The 16,803-nt window shown below is 45.7% G+C and carries 17 protein-coding genes; 7 read left to right on the top strand and 10 right to left on the bottom strand.

Annotated features, from left to right (window positions below; all coding sequences use genetic code 11):
• The first annotated feature begins 59 nt into the window (after positions 1–59).
• Both purM and purN read left to right on the top strand, forming a co-directional pair.
• Positions 60–1,100 (top strand): phosphoribosylformylglycinamidine cyclo-ligase, encoded by a 1,041-nt coding sequence (purM, locus tag AACT42_RS08690; protein ID WP_010320092.1) that lies wholly within the window; start codon positions 60–62, stop codon positions 1,098–1,100.
• 3 nt (positions 1,101–1,103) lie between these two features.
• On the top strand, positions 1,104–1,745 hold the full coding sequence (gene purN / locus AACT42_RS08695; protein WP_017047307.1) for a phosphoribosylglycinamide formyltransferase: 642 nt from the start codon (positions 1,104–1,106) through the stop codon (positions 1,743–1,745).
• Positions 1,746–1,855: 110 nt separating this feature from the next.
• On the opposite strand, the gene AACT42_RS08700 is transcribed toward purN, so the two are convergent.
• Positions 1,856–2,689: a class II glutamine amidotransferase gene (locus AACT42_RS08700; protein WP_010320094.1), complete on the bottom strand. Its 834-nt coding sequence runs from the start codon at positions 2,687–2,689 to the stop codon at positions 1,856–1,858.
• Positions 2,690–2,752: 63 nt separating this feature from the next.
• On the bottom strand, positions 2,753–3,328 hold the full coding sequence (lpcA, locus tag AACT42_RS08705) for a D-sedoheptulose 7-phosphate isomerase (RefSeq protein WP_094132455.1): 576 nt from the start codon (positions 3,326–3,328) through the stop codon (positions 2,753–2,755).
• A 347-nt stretch (positions 3,329–3,675) separates the two neighbouring features.
• Here lpcA and fadE point away from each other — a divergent pair, with 347 nt between their 5' ends.
• Entirely contained in the window at positions 3,676–6,120 is a 2,445-nt protein-coding gene (gene fadE, locus AACT42_RS08710; RefSeq protein WP_017049704.1) for an acyl-CoA dehydrogenase FadE, read from the top strand.
• A gap of 93 nt (positions 6,121–6,213) precedes the next feature.
• Here the strand turns inward: fadE and AACT42_RS08715 are convergent, their stop codons facing one another.
• Together AACT42_RS08715 and dnaQ are read right to left on the bottom strand one after the other, a co-directional pair.
• Positions 6,214–7,464, bottom strand: coding sequence for a TIGR03503 family protein (locus tag AACT42_RS08715; protein WP_161441835.1), 1,251 nt, complete (start codon positions 7,462–7,464; stop codon positions 6,214–6,216).
• A gap of 8 nt (positions 7,465–7,472) precedes the next feature.
• Positions 7,473–8,216, bottom strand: a complete 744-nt coding sequence (gene dnaQ, locus AACT42_RS08720) for a DNA polymerase III subunit epsilon (protein ID WP_094132457.1) — start codon at positions 8,214–8,216, stop codon at positions 7,473–7,475.
• Between the two features lie 56 nt (positions 8,217–8,272).
• On the opposite strand from dnaQ, the gene rnhA reads away from it, so the two are divergent.
• Positions 8,273–8,740, top strand: a complete 468-nt coding sequence (rnhA, locus tag AACT42_RS08725) for a ribonuclease HI (RefSeq protein WP_013856228.1) — start codon at positions 8,273–8,275, stop codon at positions 8,738–8,740.
• On the opposite strand, the gene AACT42_RS08730 is transcribed toward rnhA, so the two are convergent.
• A complete protein-coding gene (locus AACT42_RS08730) occupies positions 8,725–9,489 on the bottom strand; it encodes a methyltransferase domain-containing protein (RefSeq protein ID WP_013856227.1) in 765 nt (254 codons plus the stop codon). The genes rnhA and AACT42_RS08730 overlap by 16 nt on opposite strands.
• 36 nt (positions 9,490–9,525) lie before the next feature.
• Between AACT42_RS08730 and gloB the strand changes: the two genes are divergently transcribed.
• From gloB to AACT42_RS08745, 3 genes are all read left to right on the top strand, one after another.
• Positions 9,526–10,284 (top strand): hydroxyacylglutathione hydrolase, encoded by a 759-nt coding sequence (gene gloB, locus AACT42_RS08735; protein ID WP_094132459.1) that lies wholly within the window; start codon positions 9,526–9,528, stop codon positions 10,282–10,284.
• A 72-nt stretch (positions 10,285–10,356) separates the two neighbouring features.
• Positions 10,357–11,928 carry a lytic transglycosylase gene (locus tag AACT42_RS08740; protein ID WP_017043992.1) on the top strand — a complete coding sequence of 524 codons (1,572 nt, stop codon included), beginning with the start codon at positions 10,357–10,359 and terminating at the stop codon, positions 11,926–11,928.
• Positions 11,925–12,611 (top strand): YIP1 family protein, encoded by a 687-nt coding sequence (locus AACT42_RS08745; RefSeq protein ID WP_013856224.1) that lies wholly within the window; start codon positions 11,925–11,927, stop codon positions 12,609–12,611. Before AACT42_RS08740 ends, AACT42_RS08745 begins: the two co-directional genes overlap by 4 nt.
• A 7-nt stretch (positions 12,612–12,618) precedes the next feature.
• On the opposite strand, the gene AACT42_RS08750 is transcribed toward AACT42_RS08745, so the two are convergent.
• The 5 genes from AACT42_RS08750 to accA all read right to left on the bottom strand — a co-directional run bounded on the left by AACT42_RS08750 (position 12,619) and on the right by accA (position 16,765).
• The gene (locus AACT42_RS08750) at positions 12,619–13,461 is read right to left on the bottom strand and encodes an endonuclease/exonuclease/phosphatase family protein (RefSeq protein ID WP_176429074.1); all 843 of its coding nucleotides are present in this window, start codon (positions 13,459–13,461) and stop codon (positions 12,619–12,621) included.
• An 80-nt stretch (positions 13,462–13,541) separates the two neighbouring features.
• On the bottom strand, positions 13,542–13,880 hold the full coding sequence (gene glnB / locus AACT42_RS08755; protein WP_010320105.1) for a nitrogen regulatory protein P-II: 339 nt from the start codon (positions 13,878–13,880) through the stop codon (positions 13,542–13,544).
• A 110-nt stretch (positions 13,881–13,990) separates the two neighbouring features.
• Positions 13,991–14,302, bottom strand: a complete 312-nt coding sequence (locus AACT42_RS08760) for a c-type cytochrome (protein WP_026027913.1) — start codon at positions 14,300–14,302, stop codon at positions 13,991–13,993.
• Positions 14,303–14,362: 60 nt separating this feature from the next.
• Complete coding sequence (gene tilS, locus AACT42_RS08765; RefSeq protein ID WP_094132463.1) at positions 14,363–15,673, bottom strand: tRNA lysidine(34) synthetase TilS; 1,311 nt, start codon at positions 15,671–15,673, stop codon at positions 14,363–14,365.
• Between the two features lie 132 nt (positions 15,674–15,805).
• Positions 15,806–16,765, bottom strand: coding sequence for an acetyl-CoA carboxylase carboxyl transferase subunit alpha (accA, locus tag AACT42_RS08770; RefSeq protein WP_013856219.1), 960 nt, complete (start codon positions 16,763–16,765; stop codon positions 15,806–15,808).
• Positions 16,766–16,803 lie beyond the last annotated feature (38 nt).

Consider the following 16,803-nt stretch of genomic DNA (forward strand, 5'->3'; position numbering starts at 1 on the left):
TTTAAGCCCTGTTAGAATAGCGCCGTTTTCATATCCAACTTATGACCGAGGACTTCCCCGTGAGCGGTAATAACACTTCTCTTAGTTACAAAGATGCTGGCGTAGATATTGATGCAGGCAATGCACTTGTTGAACGAATTAAAGGCGCCGTCAAACGCACTCGTCGCCCTGAAGTTATGGGTGGCATTGGTGGTTTTGGCGCGCTTTGCGAGCTACCAACCAAATATAAACATCCTGTTTTAGTCTCTGGCACCGATGGAGTTGGCACAAAACTTCGCCTCGCATTGGATATGAATAAGCACGACACCATTGGCATTGACTTGGTTGCAATGTGTGTTAACGATTTGATTGTTCAAGGTGCTGAACCGCTTTTCTTTTTGGACTACTATGCCACGGGCAAATTGGATGTAGATACAGCTGCTGATGTGGTGTCGGGTATTGCCGATGGTTGTGTGCAAGCAGGTTGCGCTTTGATCGGTGGTGAAACCGCTGAAATGCCGGGTATGTACGAAGGTGAAGATTACGATGTCGCTGGCTTTTGTGTCGGTGTGGTTGAAAAAGAAGAGATCATCGATGGCTCAAAAGTAGCAGCAGGTGATGCTCTGATTGCGGTTGGCTCTAGCGGCCCTCACTCAAACGGCTATTCATTAGTTCGCAAGATCCTCGAAGTATCAGGTGCCGACAAAAATGAAGACTTGGCCGGCAAAACGATTGGTGAGCACTTACTGACACCAACCAAGATTTACATCAAATCAGCGCTTAAGATGATCGCCGAGCACGATATTCACGCCATTTCACACATTACTGGCGGTGGTTTCTGGGAAAACATTCCTCGCGTTCTTCCACAAGGGACGAAAGCGGTGATTGACGGCAATAGCTGGGAATGGCCAATTATTTTCCAATGGCTGCAAGAAAAAGGGAATGTAACCACTCACGAAATGTACCGCACATTTAACTGTGGTGTCGGACTGATTGTTGCGCTTCCAATGGATCAAGCACAAGCGGCGGTTCAATTACTGCAAGCGGAAGGCGAAAATGCGTGGGTTATCGGTCATATTGCTGAAGCTCAACTCGATGAAGAGCAAGTAGAGATCAAATAACTGATGAAAAGTATTGTTGTTTTAGTTTCAGGAAATGGCACCAACTTACAGGCTATCCTTGATGCGTGTGAAACGAAAATTAAAGATGGCAAAGTAACGGCTGTTTTTTCAAACAAAGCAACTGCTTATGGCTTAGAACGAGCTAAAAAAGCAGGTGCGGCGGCGGTGCATATTGACCCAAATGCCTTTGACACGCGAGATGCGTTTGATGCGGTATTGATGGAGAAAATTGACCAATACGCGCCTGACTTAATCATTCTTGCTGGCTACATGCGTATTCTGAGTGGTGAGTTTGTGCGTCACTATTTAGGACGGATGCTCAATATTCATCCTTCTTTACTTCCTAAATATCCTGGGTTGAATACCTACCAACGCGCGATTCACGCAGGTGATGAAGAGCATGGCACCAGTGTGCATTTTGTGACTGAACAACTTGATGGTGGCCCAGTCATTCTACAAGCAAAAGTGCCTATTTTTGATGAAGATACCGTTGAGATTTTGACTCAACGTGTCCAAGCTCAAGAGTATCGAATTTACCCACTAGTGGCACAATGGTTCGTTGAAGGACGCTTGGAAATGCGTGAAGGTAAAGCCTATTTAGATGGACAATTACTTGGCATGCATGGTTATGCTTTCGATGAATAAATCGTATCTCTAAATAGTGCGAAAAAGGTTGCCTCAACAGCAACCTTTTTTATTGTCATCTCAAATACAATTCAAACAGCAGTAAATAGACAAGCTTAAGAATAAAAAACTTAAATGGGTGCTTGGCAGCCTGGCTTTGCCGCGGCAAACGGAATGTCAGCTAAGGACTGCGCATTGCCATCAACGTATTCGCCATAATGGAAAATCGCATATTCGCCTGGCTTCATTCGTTGCCAAGTTTCATTTCCCGTCAGTGGCTGAGTCGCAATCACTGACACAACATCATCAGGCGTTGTTTCTTCTTGGAAGTTAATCTCGACATCTTCATCAAGTAAACTTGCTTTCCCAAAGGGAGCTCGTCGAGTAATCCAGTACAGATGATTCGTGCAATAGGTCACCACAAACTCACCATCAGAAAGTAGCATATTAAACACACCTTGCTGCTTAAGTTGATCGCAACACTTCGCAACGAATTGAAACATGCTGAGCATATCTTGAGGCGGTTCAGGATAACGCGCTTCTAACTGCTTTAACAACCAACAGAAAGCTTGCTCGCTATCCGTTTCACCAACAGGGCGATAGCGCCCAGTTTCTAGCTGCTGGTGATCCGCTAATTGCCCATTGTGAGCAAACGTCCAATATCTCCCCCACAATTCTCGAGTGAATGGGTGAGTATTTTCCAAATTCACCCCACCGCGATTTGCTTGACGAATATGGCTAACCACTGCCCGACTTTTTATAGGGTAACTCTGCACAAGCTCTGCAATTTTTGACTGAAAGCTAGGGTTAGGGTCTTTAAAGGTGCGAAACCCCTTCCCTTCATAGAAAGTGATTCCCCAACCATCACGATGCGGCCCCGTGTTGCCGCCACGCTGAATCAACCCAGTAAAACTAAAGCAAATATCAGTCGGCACATTGGCACTCATACCGAGCAATTCACACATGGTTTAATGCACTCCCTTTTGCAACCACAAACACATTAAAAGAAAAGAACGGTGTTGAACTTCTTACGCCATCTCTTTTTCAATCAGTTGGATAACGATGTGGATGATCTTGATATGGATTTCTTGGATACGATCCGCGTAGCCGAAGTGCGGGACACGAATCTCGATATCCGCTAAACCTGCCATTTTCCCACCATCTTTACCGGTCAGTGCAATGGTCTTCATCCCTTTAGCTTGGGCCGCTTCAATCGCTTTCAAAATGTTCCCTGAATTACCAGAAGTCGATAGGCCAAACAGGACATCGCCTTTTGAACCCACCGCTTCCACATAGCGAGAGAATACAAAATCGTAACCAAAATCATTGCTAACGCAAGACAAATGGCTTGGATCTGAAATAGCAATACCAGGATAACCCGGACGATTCTCGCGATAGCGCCCCGTTAGCTCTTCAGCAAAGTGCATTGCATCACAGTGGGAACCGCCATTGCCGCAAGAGAGCACTTTTCCGCCTTGCTTAAATGAGTTGGCAATCAGTTTTGCGGCGGCCTCAATTTGAGCGATGTTATGCTCATCATTAAGAAATTTGTTTAGCACGTCAGCCGCTTCGGTCAATTCACTTTTAATTAAATCCTGGTACATAGATATATTCTCTTTTTAATCTGTTTACCGATAGGCTCCATCAATCAAGAGCCAGTAACAGGCTTGAGTTTACCCAAACCATCCTTTCTGTCGATAGTTCGACTTCAAGAATTGTTGTTTTCTCCCGCTTCCCACTCCCAAAAGCCCTCTATGAGTTGTTTATTTTGAGGTTTTGCCCTACATGGATCACTTTTTGAACAATACAAGGTTTTACATTTCGTTAATAATTTGATTACACTTAGCACTGGTTAGACCACTTACACAAACGAGACGACTAACAACACTTTCCAATGCACTGAGAAAAATCAGCCGCAATGGCGTGAATACAGTCTCAAAGGAATGAAATTATGGACATCTTGCTCTCTATACTTGGTTTTCTCACCGTGTTCGGTGTGTGCCTCTACCACCGAATGTCACTTTTTAGCGCATTAGTTGCGCTAACGGTAACCATGGTGGTTCTTACCCTGCTGGATTACACCGGGGTGATTGGATGGTTGCTATATTTAGCGGCTATCGCTTTATTAGCCGTTCCCTCTATCCGTCAAAGCGTGATTAGCGAAAAAGCATTAACACTGTTCAAAAAAGTGCTGCCAGCAATGTCACAAACCGAAAAAGAGGCATTAGATGCAGGAACCGTTTGGTGGGAAGCTGAACTGTTTAAAGGCAAACCGAACTGGAACAAACTACACAAAATTGCAGCGCCGACATTAAGTGCACAAGAGCAAGCCTTTATTGATGGACCAGTCAACGAAGTGTGTGCCATGGTTAGCGATTATCAAGTTACGCATGAATTAGCCGACTTACCTCCTGAGGTTTGGCAATATTTAAAAGATCATAAATTCTTCGCCATGATCATTAAAAAACAATACGGCGGCTTGGAGTTTTCAGCTTATGCACAATCCATTGTGCTACAAAAGCTAACGGGTGTATCTGGAGTGCTTTCATCCACCGTTGGTGTACCGAACTCTTTAGGCCCGGGCGAACTTTTACAACATTATGGTACTGAAGATCAGAAAAACCATTACCTGCCACGTTTAGCGGAAGGTAAAGAGATTCCCTGCTTTGCATTAACCAGCCCAGAAGCGGGTTCCGATGCAGGTTCAATTCCTGATTTTGGCGTGGTATGTAAAGGGAAATGGGAAGGAAAAGAAGTGTTAGGGATGCGCCTAACGTGGAACAAGCGCTACATCACGCTCGCCCCGGTTGCAACCGTATTAGGCCTAGCATTCAAACTGCGCGATCCTGACGGCTTACTTGGGGATAAAACAGAGCTTGGCATCACTTGTGCGCTCATCCCAACCCACTTAAAAGGAGTTGAAATTGGCAATCGCCACATGCCATTGAACGTTCCATTCCAAAATGGTCCGACACGTGCTAACGACTTATTTGTGCCGCTTGATTTCATTATTGGCGGACCAAGCATGGCAGGACAAGGCTGGCGTATGCTTGTAGAGTGTTTATCGGTTGGACGTGGTATTACGTTACCTTCTAACTCGACGGGCGGAATTAAAACTGCGGCGCTAGCAACAGGAGCTTACGCTCGGATTCGTCGTCAATTTAAGCAACCAATTGGCCATATGGAAGGTGTCGAAGAGCCATTAGCACGTTTAGGTGGTAACGCTTATGTGATGGATGCGGCGAGCAATTTAACCGTAGCTGGTATTGATCTGGGCGAAAAACCCTCGGTCATTTCCGCTATAGTCAAATACCACTGTACCCACCGTGGTCAACGCAGCATTATTGATGCAATGGATATCGTGGGCGGGAAAGGCATTTGTATTGGTCCTGCTAACTTTTTAGCTCGCAGCTACCAAGGTGCACCGATTGCCGTAACCGTCGAAGGGGCCAATATTCTGACTCGCTCAATGATCATCTTTGGTCAAGGCGCTATCCGTTGTCATCCTTATGTTTTAGAAGAAATGAACGCCGCTTATTCACAAGATTCTGATGCTGTTGAGAAATTTGACGCCGCTCTTGCAGGTCACGTCAGCTTCACCATGAGTAATCTTGTGCGCAGTATTTGGTTTGGTGTCACCGATGGTTTGGGTTCATCTGCACCGACTAATGATGCAACCAAACGCTACTACCAACAACTAAACCGTTACAGCGCTAACTTAGCACTGCTTTCTGATATTTCGATGGCTGTATTGGGAGGCTCTCTCAAACGTAAAGAGCGCTTGTCAGCACGCCTTGGCGATATTTTGAGCCAACTCTACCTCAGTTCTGCCACACTTAAGCGTTTTGAAAATGATGGTCGTCCCGTGGAGGATCTTCCTTTGGTTCATTGGGGTCTACAAGACAGTTTGAAGCAGACGGAAGTCGCCATTGATGAATTCTTAGCCAACTTCCCGAATAAAGCGATTGGTAAGGTACTTCGTATATTGTTGATGCCGATTGGTCGAGTACGCAAAGCACCTAGTGATAAATTAGATAGCCAAGTTGCGCAGATCCTGCAAACACCGAGTGAAACTCGTTCACGCATCGGTCGCAACCAATATCTCGCCCCAACGGCGCATAATGCGGCGGGTAAGATTGAACAAGCACTGGACATCATTTTACGTGCAGAGCCTTTGTTCGATAAAGTGTGCAGCGTCACCAATCAACGCCGTCCATTTTTGCGTTTAGATGAAGTGGCCGCCATTGGCTTACAACAAAAAATTCTAACCGAACAAGAAGCACAGCTATTAACGGAAGCTGAGGCTCATCGTTTGTATACCATTAATGTCGATGATTTTGCGCCACAGGAACTGGCCGCAAAGCCTCAATATCCGGCAATAAATGATGTTGCGTAAGTCAATCTATTGAATGTCAAAGGGCGCTTTAAGTGCCCTTTTCTATGACTAGAATACAGAATCAAGAGGTTGCCAACTCGGCAACATCCCTTGTTATTTCTTCGGCATATTCAACTGTAATTCGGGTTGCAACGTCTTTTTCGCTTTAATCTTACGCATCACAAACCACGCCAAAAGCCCAATCAATATCGCACCAATATTACCAATAACAATGAACATAATACTGCGACTCGTTGCCTCTTCTCTCATCTGAATAATAAGTTGCTCCTGTTCAAGCCTACGCTGCTTAATCTCTTCTTCCATCTGCAAACGGCGAGTCTCCTCAATGTTAACATCATCCACCACGCTGTAAGTACGCTCTGAAAGTGGGAAATAAAGTGGGCGCTGGCTAGCGAGCTCTGTCGCATACAACCTTCCAGACCAACGATAGTTACCGTTATCCCCTTTATATGGAATTTCCAAATTAAGCTTGAGTGACTCTTTTCCGGATAGTCCTTCAGTAGCAAAAATATCATCATAAATATTGGCATGCTCAACATGCGCCGCTATCGATCCGGGTTCAACCATGCCTAACTCACCTGCAAACACAATTTGGTGCGGCGCGCCATCTACTCGGGACTGGATAAAGGTAGTCGACACTGGCGTAGGGTAAACTAACACTTCTTGCTCTTGAGCGCGTAAAAATACACCGTTACCAGAAGTGATCCTAACACGGTATTTACCCGGCACTGGAGTGATAGGTAACGCAACCGTAAATACACCATCACCAGGACGTTCATCTAAACCACGTCCATCATCAGCAAATTCACCAATCACTTCCGGTAATGGACGCGCTTCTTTGATCAGTTCTTCTTCATTTTCAACGAACTTAGTAAAAGTCACTTTTAAGTTGACTCTATCGAGAAAGTCTCTCAACAATAAAGGCTTACCGTCGGAGGTTAAGCGAGCTGTAAATTTTAATTCTTCACCATGATACAAACGGCTAGGAAATACATCTGTATCCAATTGCAAGTGTGAGATTAGCTTAATGCTATTTTGTGGCGAAACCTTTCCTATAGCCTGCCAAGGGCCAGGCATTGGCTTATCAATTGAAATGATATCCATTGTGGGTTCTTGATACCAACGCATATTCTCATCGTACCGCCACGCGTAATATTTCTTACCATCTGGCCGCACAAGCACCACTGGCTGAGATGACTTTTCGCGATACACGACAAAAGTAATTTGTGAAATGGTTGGATCCACACGGAAACGATTATCGAGTAGCGACATCGAGGAGGGATTTGCCGCAAAAACGCCAATACTCCACATCAGCGCAGCAATAGCCACCATTATCCTCAACATATTTTCTCCTACTGACGCCAAAGGCAACTTCCACTCTTTTCGACTAGATCCAATCTTTCTTGGTGTGCTTGTAGTTCATCGGCACAAGCATGTAAAACCTTTAGCTTTTTCCGACCTGCGACAGCTCGTTTTATTGACTCTCCTCCCACACTGCCATCACTGCGCGTTCCAGCATTAAATTGTAAAGAGGTTTGCCCACCTGTCATCAGCAGATAAACGTCTGCTAATATCTCCGCATCAAGCAATGCACCGTGCAAGGTACGATGTGAGTTATCGATACCATAACGATCACAAAGTATATCCAAATTGTTGCGTTTGCCGGGGAAAATACGCTTTGCCATAGCAAGCGTATCGGTCACTTTGCAATACTGCTCCGTCTTACCGATTTTAGCGTCGAGCTTGCGAAACTCGTAATCCATAAAACCGACGTCGAAGGGAGCGTTGTGCGCCACCAGCTCAGCTCCCTTGATGAAATCTAAAAACTCTTGATGCACATCGCGATATTGCGGTTTGTCCATCAAAAACTCATCGGTAATACCGTGGATCTCGATCGCTTCTAACTGAATCTCACGATCGGGTTTCAGGTAGACATGGAAGTGACGGCCTGTCAGCTTGCGGTTGATAATTTCAACGGCACCGATTTCAATAATGCGGTGTCCTTCATAGTGAGGGCCGCCTTCACGGTTCATACCCGTGGTTTCCGTATCGAGAACGACGATACGTTGGGATTGGGAATTGCTGCTAGTATTCATAAGGATATGTATGTCAGACTATGCCAATAATGTGCGTAACCTAATAGTATCAAATCATGACAAAACAGGTGGAAATTTTCACTGATGGATCTTGCTTAGGTAATCCTGGCCCGGGTGGTTATGGGGTTGTCCTTCGTTACAAAGAAACCGAAAAAACGTTAGCCAAAGGCTACCGACTCACCACTAACAACCGAATGGAAATGTTAGCGGCAGTGGTTGCACTGCAAACACTGAAAGAGCCATGTAATGTTATTCTCACCACAGACAGCCAATACGTTCGTCAAGGTATTACTCAGTGGATCCACAACTGGAAAAAACGCGGTTGGAAAACATCGGATAAAAAACCAGTGAAGAATGCCGATTTATGGCAAGCACTCGATAAAGAAAGCGCCCGCCATACCATTGACTGGCGCTGGGTGAAAGGCCATGCGGGTCATCGTGAAAATGAAATGTGCGATGAATTAGCACGCAATGCAGCAGAAAACCCAACCGAAGACGATATTGGGTATCAAGCATCCGAATAAGGGTCACAGGCCTTATCTTGGTTCTGAGTTGATAAACGGTAGTTCAGGCTAACTGGCGAAAGACGCCGTTTAAAACGCCAATGAGGTTTAATCGGTTTCAAGGGATAAGTACGTTTGCGCGCTACAATGAAATACAGGCTACCAAATGGAGCGGCCCAGTCGCCAATACCATTTTCCAACCACGCCCACATGGGTTGATATTTTTGCATCGGGAAAAGGGCATATTGGTCACAGTCAATCACTTGATAGTTCAAGACACTCAGCCAGTCCTTAATCCGATTAGCGGTAAACATACGACCGCTCCAAGGTAAGTTATGTTTTCGCCAAGGCATCAAACTTGCGATCCCCGTAAAACTGATTGGATTAAACCCCGTAATAATGATGTAGCCATCATCCATCATCACGCGATCAACTTCGCGTAAGATACGGTGCGGATCGCCACAATAATCCAGTTGGTGCGCTAAAATAGCCACATCAAAACTCTTTTCAAGAAAAGGCAGTTCGTAGCTATCGGCAATCACCGTATGGAGTGGGTTTTCAATATCAAGATGAACTTGGTGTTGAATATTGCAGTTGCAACTGGCAAGCTCACAACTCAAACCACCGAGCTTAAGCATATGATAGCCAAATAATTTAGAGCACCATTCATCAAGCCGAGTCTGAATAGAATCACTAACCCACTGGCCATTTTTAAGTTGGGACCAAGAATGAGGCTTATCTAATTTTTTTTCGCTACGCGCTGGCTTCATCGATAACCTATTTCACCTCGGTGATTGGAGATACTCATGTTACAGATCAAAAGCATACCCGTATTTAATGATAATTACATCTGGCTGATCCAAAATAGCGATCAGCGTTGTGCTGTGGTCGATCCCGGTGATGCAGCACCAGTGCTTGAGTACCTCTCGAAGCATCAATTAACGCTCGAAGCAATATTAATTACCCACCATCACCATGATCACATTGGTGGTGTTGCAGAACTGGTTCGCCAGTTTCCCAGCATTAACGTTGTTGGTCCCGCTCATGAACCTATTCCTACCTTAACGCACGCGGTTGAAGCTGGCGATCAGCTAGAACTATTCGATGAAATCTTTATGGTGCTTGATCTCGCAGGACACACAAAAGGTCACATTGGCTATGTCGGTGACAATAAACTGTTTTGTGGCGATGTACTGTTCTCCGCAGGGTGTGGCCGTGTTTTTGAGGGCACAATGGAGCAAATGTTTACGTCACTGTGTAAACTTGCCGCATTGCCAGAAGAGACTGAGGTCTATTGCGCGCACGAATATACCGCAAGTAACGTCGCATTTGCTTTAGCCGTTGAGCCCGATAATGACCAACTTCAACAGTATCGAGATACCGTCAACCGGCTCCGAGCCCAGCAGAAATCGACATTACCGACCACGATCCGCCAAGAAAAATGGATCAATCCATTTTTGCGGACCCAGCAAGAGAGTGTGATGAAATCCGTCGCGAATCGTACTCAACAAACCGATCCTCTATCAATTTTTACCGCGTTACGTGAGTGGAAGAACGAATTTTGACGATTTGCTGCTTGTCATAGCAATAAAGTGCCAAGTATTATCAGCAGCCATTAAGTCAAAGGGCTGAGATAGATGCGATTTCAATTTAGCTGGGTGATGGTGCTCTTGTTAGCGGGGTGCCAAATCACTCAGCCAACAGACCAAACAACAGCGCCAAATGCCAAAGAGGCAAATAGCCCTCAGATTCAGACACAAAAAGAGATGGCTAAACAAAAGTCGTCATCTGCAAAAAAGACAACGCCGAAAGTGATCACGCCACAAGAGCAAGCGGACGTATGGCAGCGCATCGCAATGCAGTTGTCGATGGATATCCCAGATCATAAATCAGTGAATTATTATCGAACTTGGTATCTTAAACACCCTAATCACCTACAAACTGTTGCCGAGCGAGCAAAGCCATTTCTTTACCTTATCACTGAGAAAATTGAGCAGCGCGGCTTACCACTTGAGTTAGCACTCTTACCTATTGTTGAAAGCTCGTTTGATGCCTTTGCCTACTCACACGGTAGCGCTGCGGGGCTGTGGCAATTTGTGCCGAGTACGGGAGAGATGTATGGCCTAGAGCAAAATTTTTGGTATGACGGAAGACGAGATGTAGACGCCGCCACCGATGCGGCTTTGGATTATCTCACTGCATTAAATAAGCGTTTTGATGGTGATTGGAGCCATGCGATTGCCGCCTATAACAGCGGTGGTGGGCGGATCTCTAGCGCGATTCGTAAAAATCACAAGGCTGGTAAACCAACCGACTTTTTCTCACTCGACTTACCCGATGAAACCACAGGCTACGTCCCTAAATTACTCGCACTGGCCGATATTGTTGCCAATCAAGAAAAATATGGCATTGAAATCCCAGCAATCGCTAACAAACCAGTGTTAACGTTAGTCGACCCTCAAGAACAGCTTGATCTTGCCATTGCCGCCAATTACGCCGGAATGAGCGTGAAAGAGTTGCAAAGTTACAACCCAGCTTACAATCAATGGGCGACCTCGCCGACGGGACCTCATCAACTGCTTATCCCAGTAGATAAAGTGGAACGCTTTGCTCAGAAAGTTGAAGAGAATCGCGGTAAGGGGATGAAGTTAGTACGCTACAAGGTAAAATCCGGCGATAGCTTGAGTGTGATTGCTCAACAGCACAATACCACCAGCAAAGTGATTCAGACGGCCAACAATCTCAATGGCAACGTCATTCGCGTTGGGCAGTATTTAATGATCCCAACATCCGTAAAAGACGAAAAAGCATACGCACTCAGTGCCAGTAACCGCTTGGCAAAAACGCAAGCGATGGCCCGTGGTCAGTATAAGCTGTCTCATACGGTAGCCAAAGGTGATAGCTTATGGAGCATTGCCAAACAGCACAATGTTTCCCATCAGTCCTTAGCAAAATGGAACGGTATGGGGCCAAGAGACACATTGAAGATTGGCCAAACACTGGTCATTTGGAAAAATAGCAGTGAGGGTGCCATCATTCGCACCGTCTTTTATCAAGTGCGTAGCGGCGATACACTCAGCGCCATCGCTAATAAGTTTAAAGTCAAAAGCCTCGACATTGTAAAATGGAACGAGCTTGCAAACCAAAAGTACTTAAAGCCGGGTCAAAAACTCAAGCTCTACGTCGATGTCACTAAGGTCAGTGTATGAATCCTTCCAGTAACCCGTTAATCATGTTGGTGGATATTTTCCGTTCCCCCACGTCTTGTTTTTTAGCCCTTTATCAACGCGGCATGTGGGGTTGGCAACCTTATCTCTTTTTAATCCTGAGTCCCTTTCTATTTTGGGGGGCTTATTTTGACGTAGTTAACCTTGAATGGTTAAAAGCTGGGCTCTCGGCGCAGTTGGCTATGATCAACCCCGCTCAGCTTGAAATGTTAGATGCCAACACCTTGATGGCAAGCGAAATTATCAGTGATGTGGTAGGCCGCACGCTAACGATTTTCATGTTGGCATTATGGTTCAATTTGGCGACCAAGCAGAGCCAACATCAGCACGGTTTCTGGCGTTGGTTTGCCGCAAGTGCTGTCATCACTTTCCCAGCCGTGTTGGGCGATCTCGCCAGTTACGCGAGCTTATTACTCAAACATGGCCACGTGATGACTTACGCTGCTGACCTTAATAGTTTAAATGGCCTAATTAAGTTGCCACTGACTAATGATTGGTCTCAATTTGCCAGCTCCTTCCCACTGCTTTTGCCTTGGTACATCGTACTTGGCTACGCGGCGGTGGGCGCATGGACAGAGCTGGAACGCGGCCAAGCTCTGGTGATTTCGGCGCTGCCTTGGATTGGCTATTACCTGATTTGGGCGCTGTACATCGCCATCAGTTAGAAAGTGGTTATAAACTAAAACTCGCCAATAGTGGGTTATGATCAGAAGCGTCCGTTACGGGCGCTTTTGCATTGAGCAGTGTTAAACCACGATAAAAAAGATGATCAAGCACCAAGCCCGTCACAAACTGAACACGGTGATCGGGTTCGAACGACACGTCCTTCAAACCCACACGATTTAATGCAGTGGTTAATGTGTCCATTCTTGCTTGACTCCAGCTATTAAAATCGCCACCGACAATCACCGGCCCTTGATGTGTTTTTAATTGAACGAGTAACGCTTCCAGCTGATTGGTATACTCTTGCGTTCCATAGGTAAAGTTCACTGCATGCAGGTTTACAACCGCCAGAGTCTGACCATCACTTAAACGATATAGGGCGTAAATCGCCGATTTGGGTAAGCGCAACCAAGGCTCTAATTCGGTGTAAGCACACGCTAATACTGGCATCTGCTTGCCAAGATTTAACACTCCGGCTGATTCACCAAAAATACGAAAAGCATCCGCTTGCGTCCCCCCCCACTGCTTTTGGCTGATCCACTCTTTCAATAACAAGGTCATGCTCGCTTCTTGTAGCAACACCAATTGGGCATCTTGGCTGAATTTATCCAGCTCACTTTGCCATGTTGCTCTATTTTGTTTATAGATATTCCAAACCAGTACATTAAGCTGACCACGCACATCAATTGCGCGAGCGTTTGGATTATCGTAACAAATCAGTGGAGATGAAGCGTTTTTCCCATCAATAGTCAACAATTGCGGCGTTGAAGGAATAGTAAAAATAGAGAAAAAACTAACCACAGCCGCGGTAATCAGCAACAGCGGCAAAACAAGCAGATATTTTCTTTTCATAACGTTCAACAAAATTGGTAGGGATGTATTAATAAAGAGACAAAAAAGGAGCCATTGGCTCCCTTCTTCTCGGTGTACGGCTAAATAGCGTCTTCGTCTTCTTCACCGGTACGAATTCGTACCACTCGTTCAATATTGGTAATGAAAATTTTACCATCACCAATTTTTCCCGTTTGCGCCGTCTCAATAATGGTGTCAACGCAGCGATCAGCGACATCGTCAGTCACTACAATTTCAAGCTTCACTTTAGGTAAGAAATCCACCATGTACTCAGCGCCACGGTACAATTCAGTATGCCCTTTCTGACGACCAAATCCTTTTACTTCAGAAACAGTCATACCCGTGATCCCGACTTCAGCTAACGCTTCGCGGACGTCATCAAGTTTAAATGGCTTAATAATGGCTTCGATTTTTTTCATGTTCATCCCTTACACTTTCGTCAATTGGTGGCATTATCTGCTAGCAAAAAAAAACAATCAATAAAAAGCCCAAGCAACGCCTGGGCTGATTGAAACCCGTTCACTGCCATTTACTTAAGACTTGCGAAATAGGCCGCTAAGTTTTCAATATCGGCATCACTGAGCATTGCCGCTTGCGCTTGCATTACGACGGCTAAACCACCATTACGCTCTTTATTCTTGTAGGCTTTAACTGATGAGATAAGGTATTGCTCATTTTGCCCTTTTAGATTTGGATATCCCGGAATAAGGGCTATCCCGTCTGCGCCGTGACACGCCGCGCAGATAGCCGCTTTGGCTTGCCCTGCGGCTGGATCTCCAGCAAACGCGCTTCCCGCTAACAACGTAAAACCCATAACTATTCCAATCGCGACTTTTTTCATTGCTCCACCTTTATGTCCATATTCATGGTATGTTTTATACGAATTTTGCATGAAAAGCGTTCATTTGTCCCAGATGAGTTCACAATCTTGCCCACTGAAGTCACGATCAACAAATAAATTTGCAATCGCAACCACTTGATTCCGATGCATCAATATTGGCGTTCTTCGTCGTAACCAACTGGGCACGCCATACTCTTGGAACAATTTTTTTAGCTTTCGACTTCCCACTCGTCCGACAGGGCATGCTGCCAGCCCTTCAGGATTAAACGTAACGCTTAATTGATGGCAATTATCAGGCAAGGCTATTTCCTTGCTACCACCATGAGACGATAACCTCAGATTTCCTAGTCCATCAGGCAAGGTTAATGATTGATCGGGCACGATCATCGCCTGCCAATCTGAAATGTCTTGATAAGTTTGGATGCAATATAGCTTTTGGTCAAAGCGGCGGATCTCACTTTGCCCTAGTTTAAGACGAGGATTCGCATCAATACGCGCAGACGCCACTTGTTGCCAAATCATCGCTAAATGTTCTTGAGTCGGCATTGGCTCCCCCAATTGAGCAAGCCACATTCTTAGCAATTGATAGCGTGCTAATTCGCTGCGATGAGAAAGCGCGGTAATTGATAAACTACCATCAGGCATTTTTGCCTCTTGCATTGCCTCTTGTAGCAGCTCTTCAAGCAACACCTGCTGCTGAGCACACAATGTCGCACTACGAGCAACCGCTTGGTGAATATGCGGCCAGCGCTGCGTAAGAACTGGCGTGATGTGATGGCGGATAAAATTACGATCAAAACGGGTATCTTGGTTACTTTCGTCCTCGACCCAATCCAAATTCTGGGTTACGGCAAAGCTTTCGATCTGTACGCGAGTCGCCGCAAGCAAAGGACGGACGATTTTCCCCGCGCCAAATGGCATCGCTTGTGCCATCGAAGAGAGTCCTTTGGGTCCACTACCACGCTTTAACGCGAGCAAAAATGTCTCGATCTGATCATCGCTATGCTGTCCAGTTAGTAACAAATCGTCAGTGTTAATGTATTTCGCTAAAACTTGGTAACGCGCCGTACGCGCCAATGACTCCACACTTTCACCGCTAGCGGTATCGAGTTGCACCCGTTCAATAAAAAAAGGGATCGCGGCGTGTTGGGCCCAGCGCTGGCACTGTTTGGCCCACGCATCTGCATGTTGACTTAATCCATGATGAACATAAACAGCGCAGCACTCACAGGAGGTTTCGTCACGATATTGCGCCAATAGTTCAAGCATCACCCGCGAGTCCATGCCACCACTAAAACCCAAGACTAATTGGCTGCTTGCTAAGCGATGACGATTGATAACGTGTGAAAATAGCGAATAAAGTTCAGACATGGGTTTTCAGTGCTAAGAGGAATTGATGCCAGTTTACCTTGAAACGCGCCAAGCAAACCAGCCTTGAAATCGGGCAGATAAAAAAGGGCTGGACAGAATCCAACCCTTTTTATTTATTGTCCGCTCTGCTGTTTAGCAGTAGCCGTAGTTCATCAAACGTTGATAACGACGAGCCAATAATGCTTCTTCATTCAGCGGCTCTAAATCAGCAAGCTGTTTTAGCAGTGTTGCTTTCATATTGGCGGCCATTTGTATTGGATCGCGATGCGCGCCACCTAATGGTTCTTCGATAATTTCATCAATCAGCTCAAGCTCTTTTAAGCGAGGAGCGACTAAGCCCATCGCTTCAGCCGCTTGCGGTGCTTTATCTGAATCTCGCCACAAGATTGAAGCGCATCCTTCTGGCGAAATTACCGCATAAGTGGAATATTGCAGCATGTTCACGTAGTCACCCACGCCAATCGCCAAAGCACCACCAGAGCCACCTTCACCAACAACATTGCAAATTACAGGCACTTTCAAGCCTGACATCACTTTTAGGTTTGTAGCAATCGCTTCAGATTGGCCACGTTCTTCAGCGCCAACACCAGGATAGGCACCTGCGGTATCAATGAAGGTAATAATAGGCATGCCAAAACGTTCAGCCATTTTCATTAAACGCAGTGCTTTACGATAACCTTCTGGTTTTGGCATTCCGAAGTTACGTCTTACTTTTTCTCTCGTTTCACGTCCTTTTTGGTGACCAATCACCATCACCGGACGTCCCTCTAAACGAGCGATGCCGCCGACAATCGCTTTGTCATCAGCAAAAGCGCGATCACCAGCCAACTCGTCAAACTCAGTGAAGACATGGTTGATGTAATCAAGCGTGTAAGGGCGTTGTGGATGGCGTGCCAATTGAGCCACTTGCCATGCCCCTAAATCACCAAAGATTTTCTTCTTAAGCTCTAAGCTTTTCTTTTCTAGCTGTTCTATCTCTTTGTCGAGATCAACGGACTTATCACCACCATGGCGAGACACGTCGCGTAGCGCCTGAATTTTAGCCTCAAGTTCAGCAATTGGTTTTTCAAATTCTAGAAAATTTAGGCTCATCTACCGATCCTTTTATACTCAGCGTTCAACATATTTGA

Source organism: Vibrio sp. V15_P4S5T153 (assembly GCF_963874485.1).
Classification (GTDB): domain Bacteria; phylum Pseudomonadota; class Gammaproteobacteria; order Enterobacterales; family Vibrionaceae; genus Vibrio; species Vibrio anguillarum.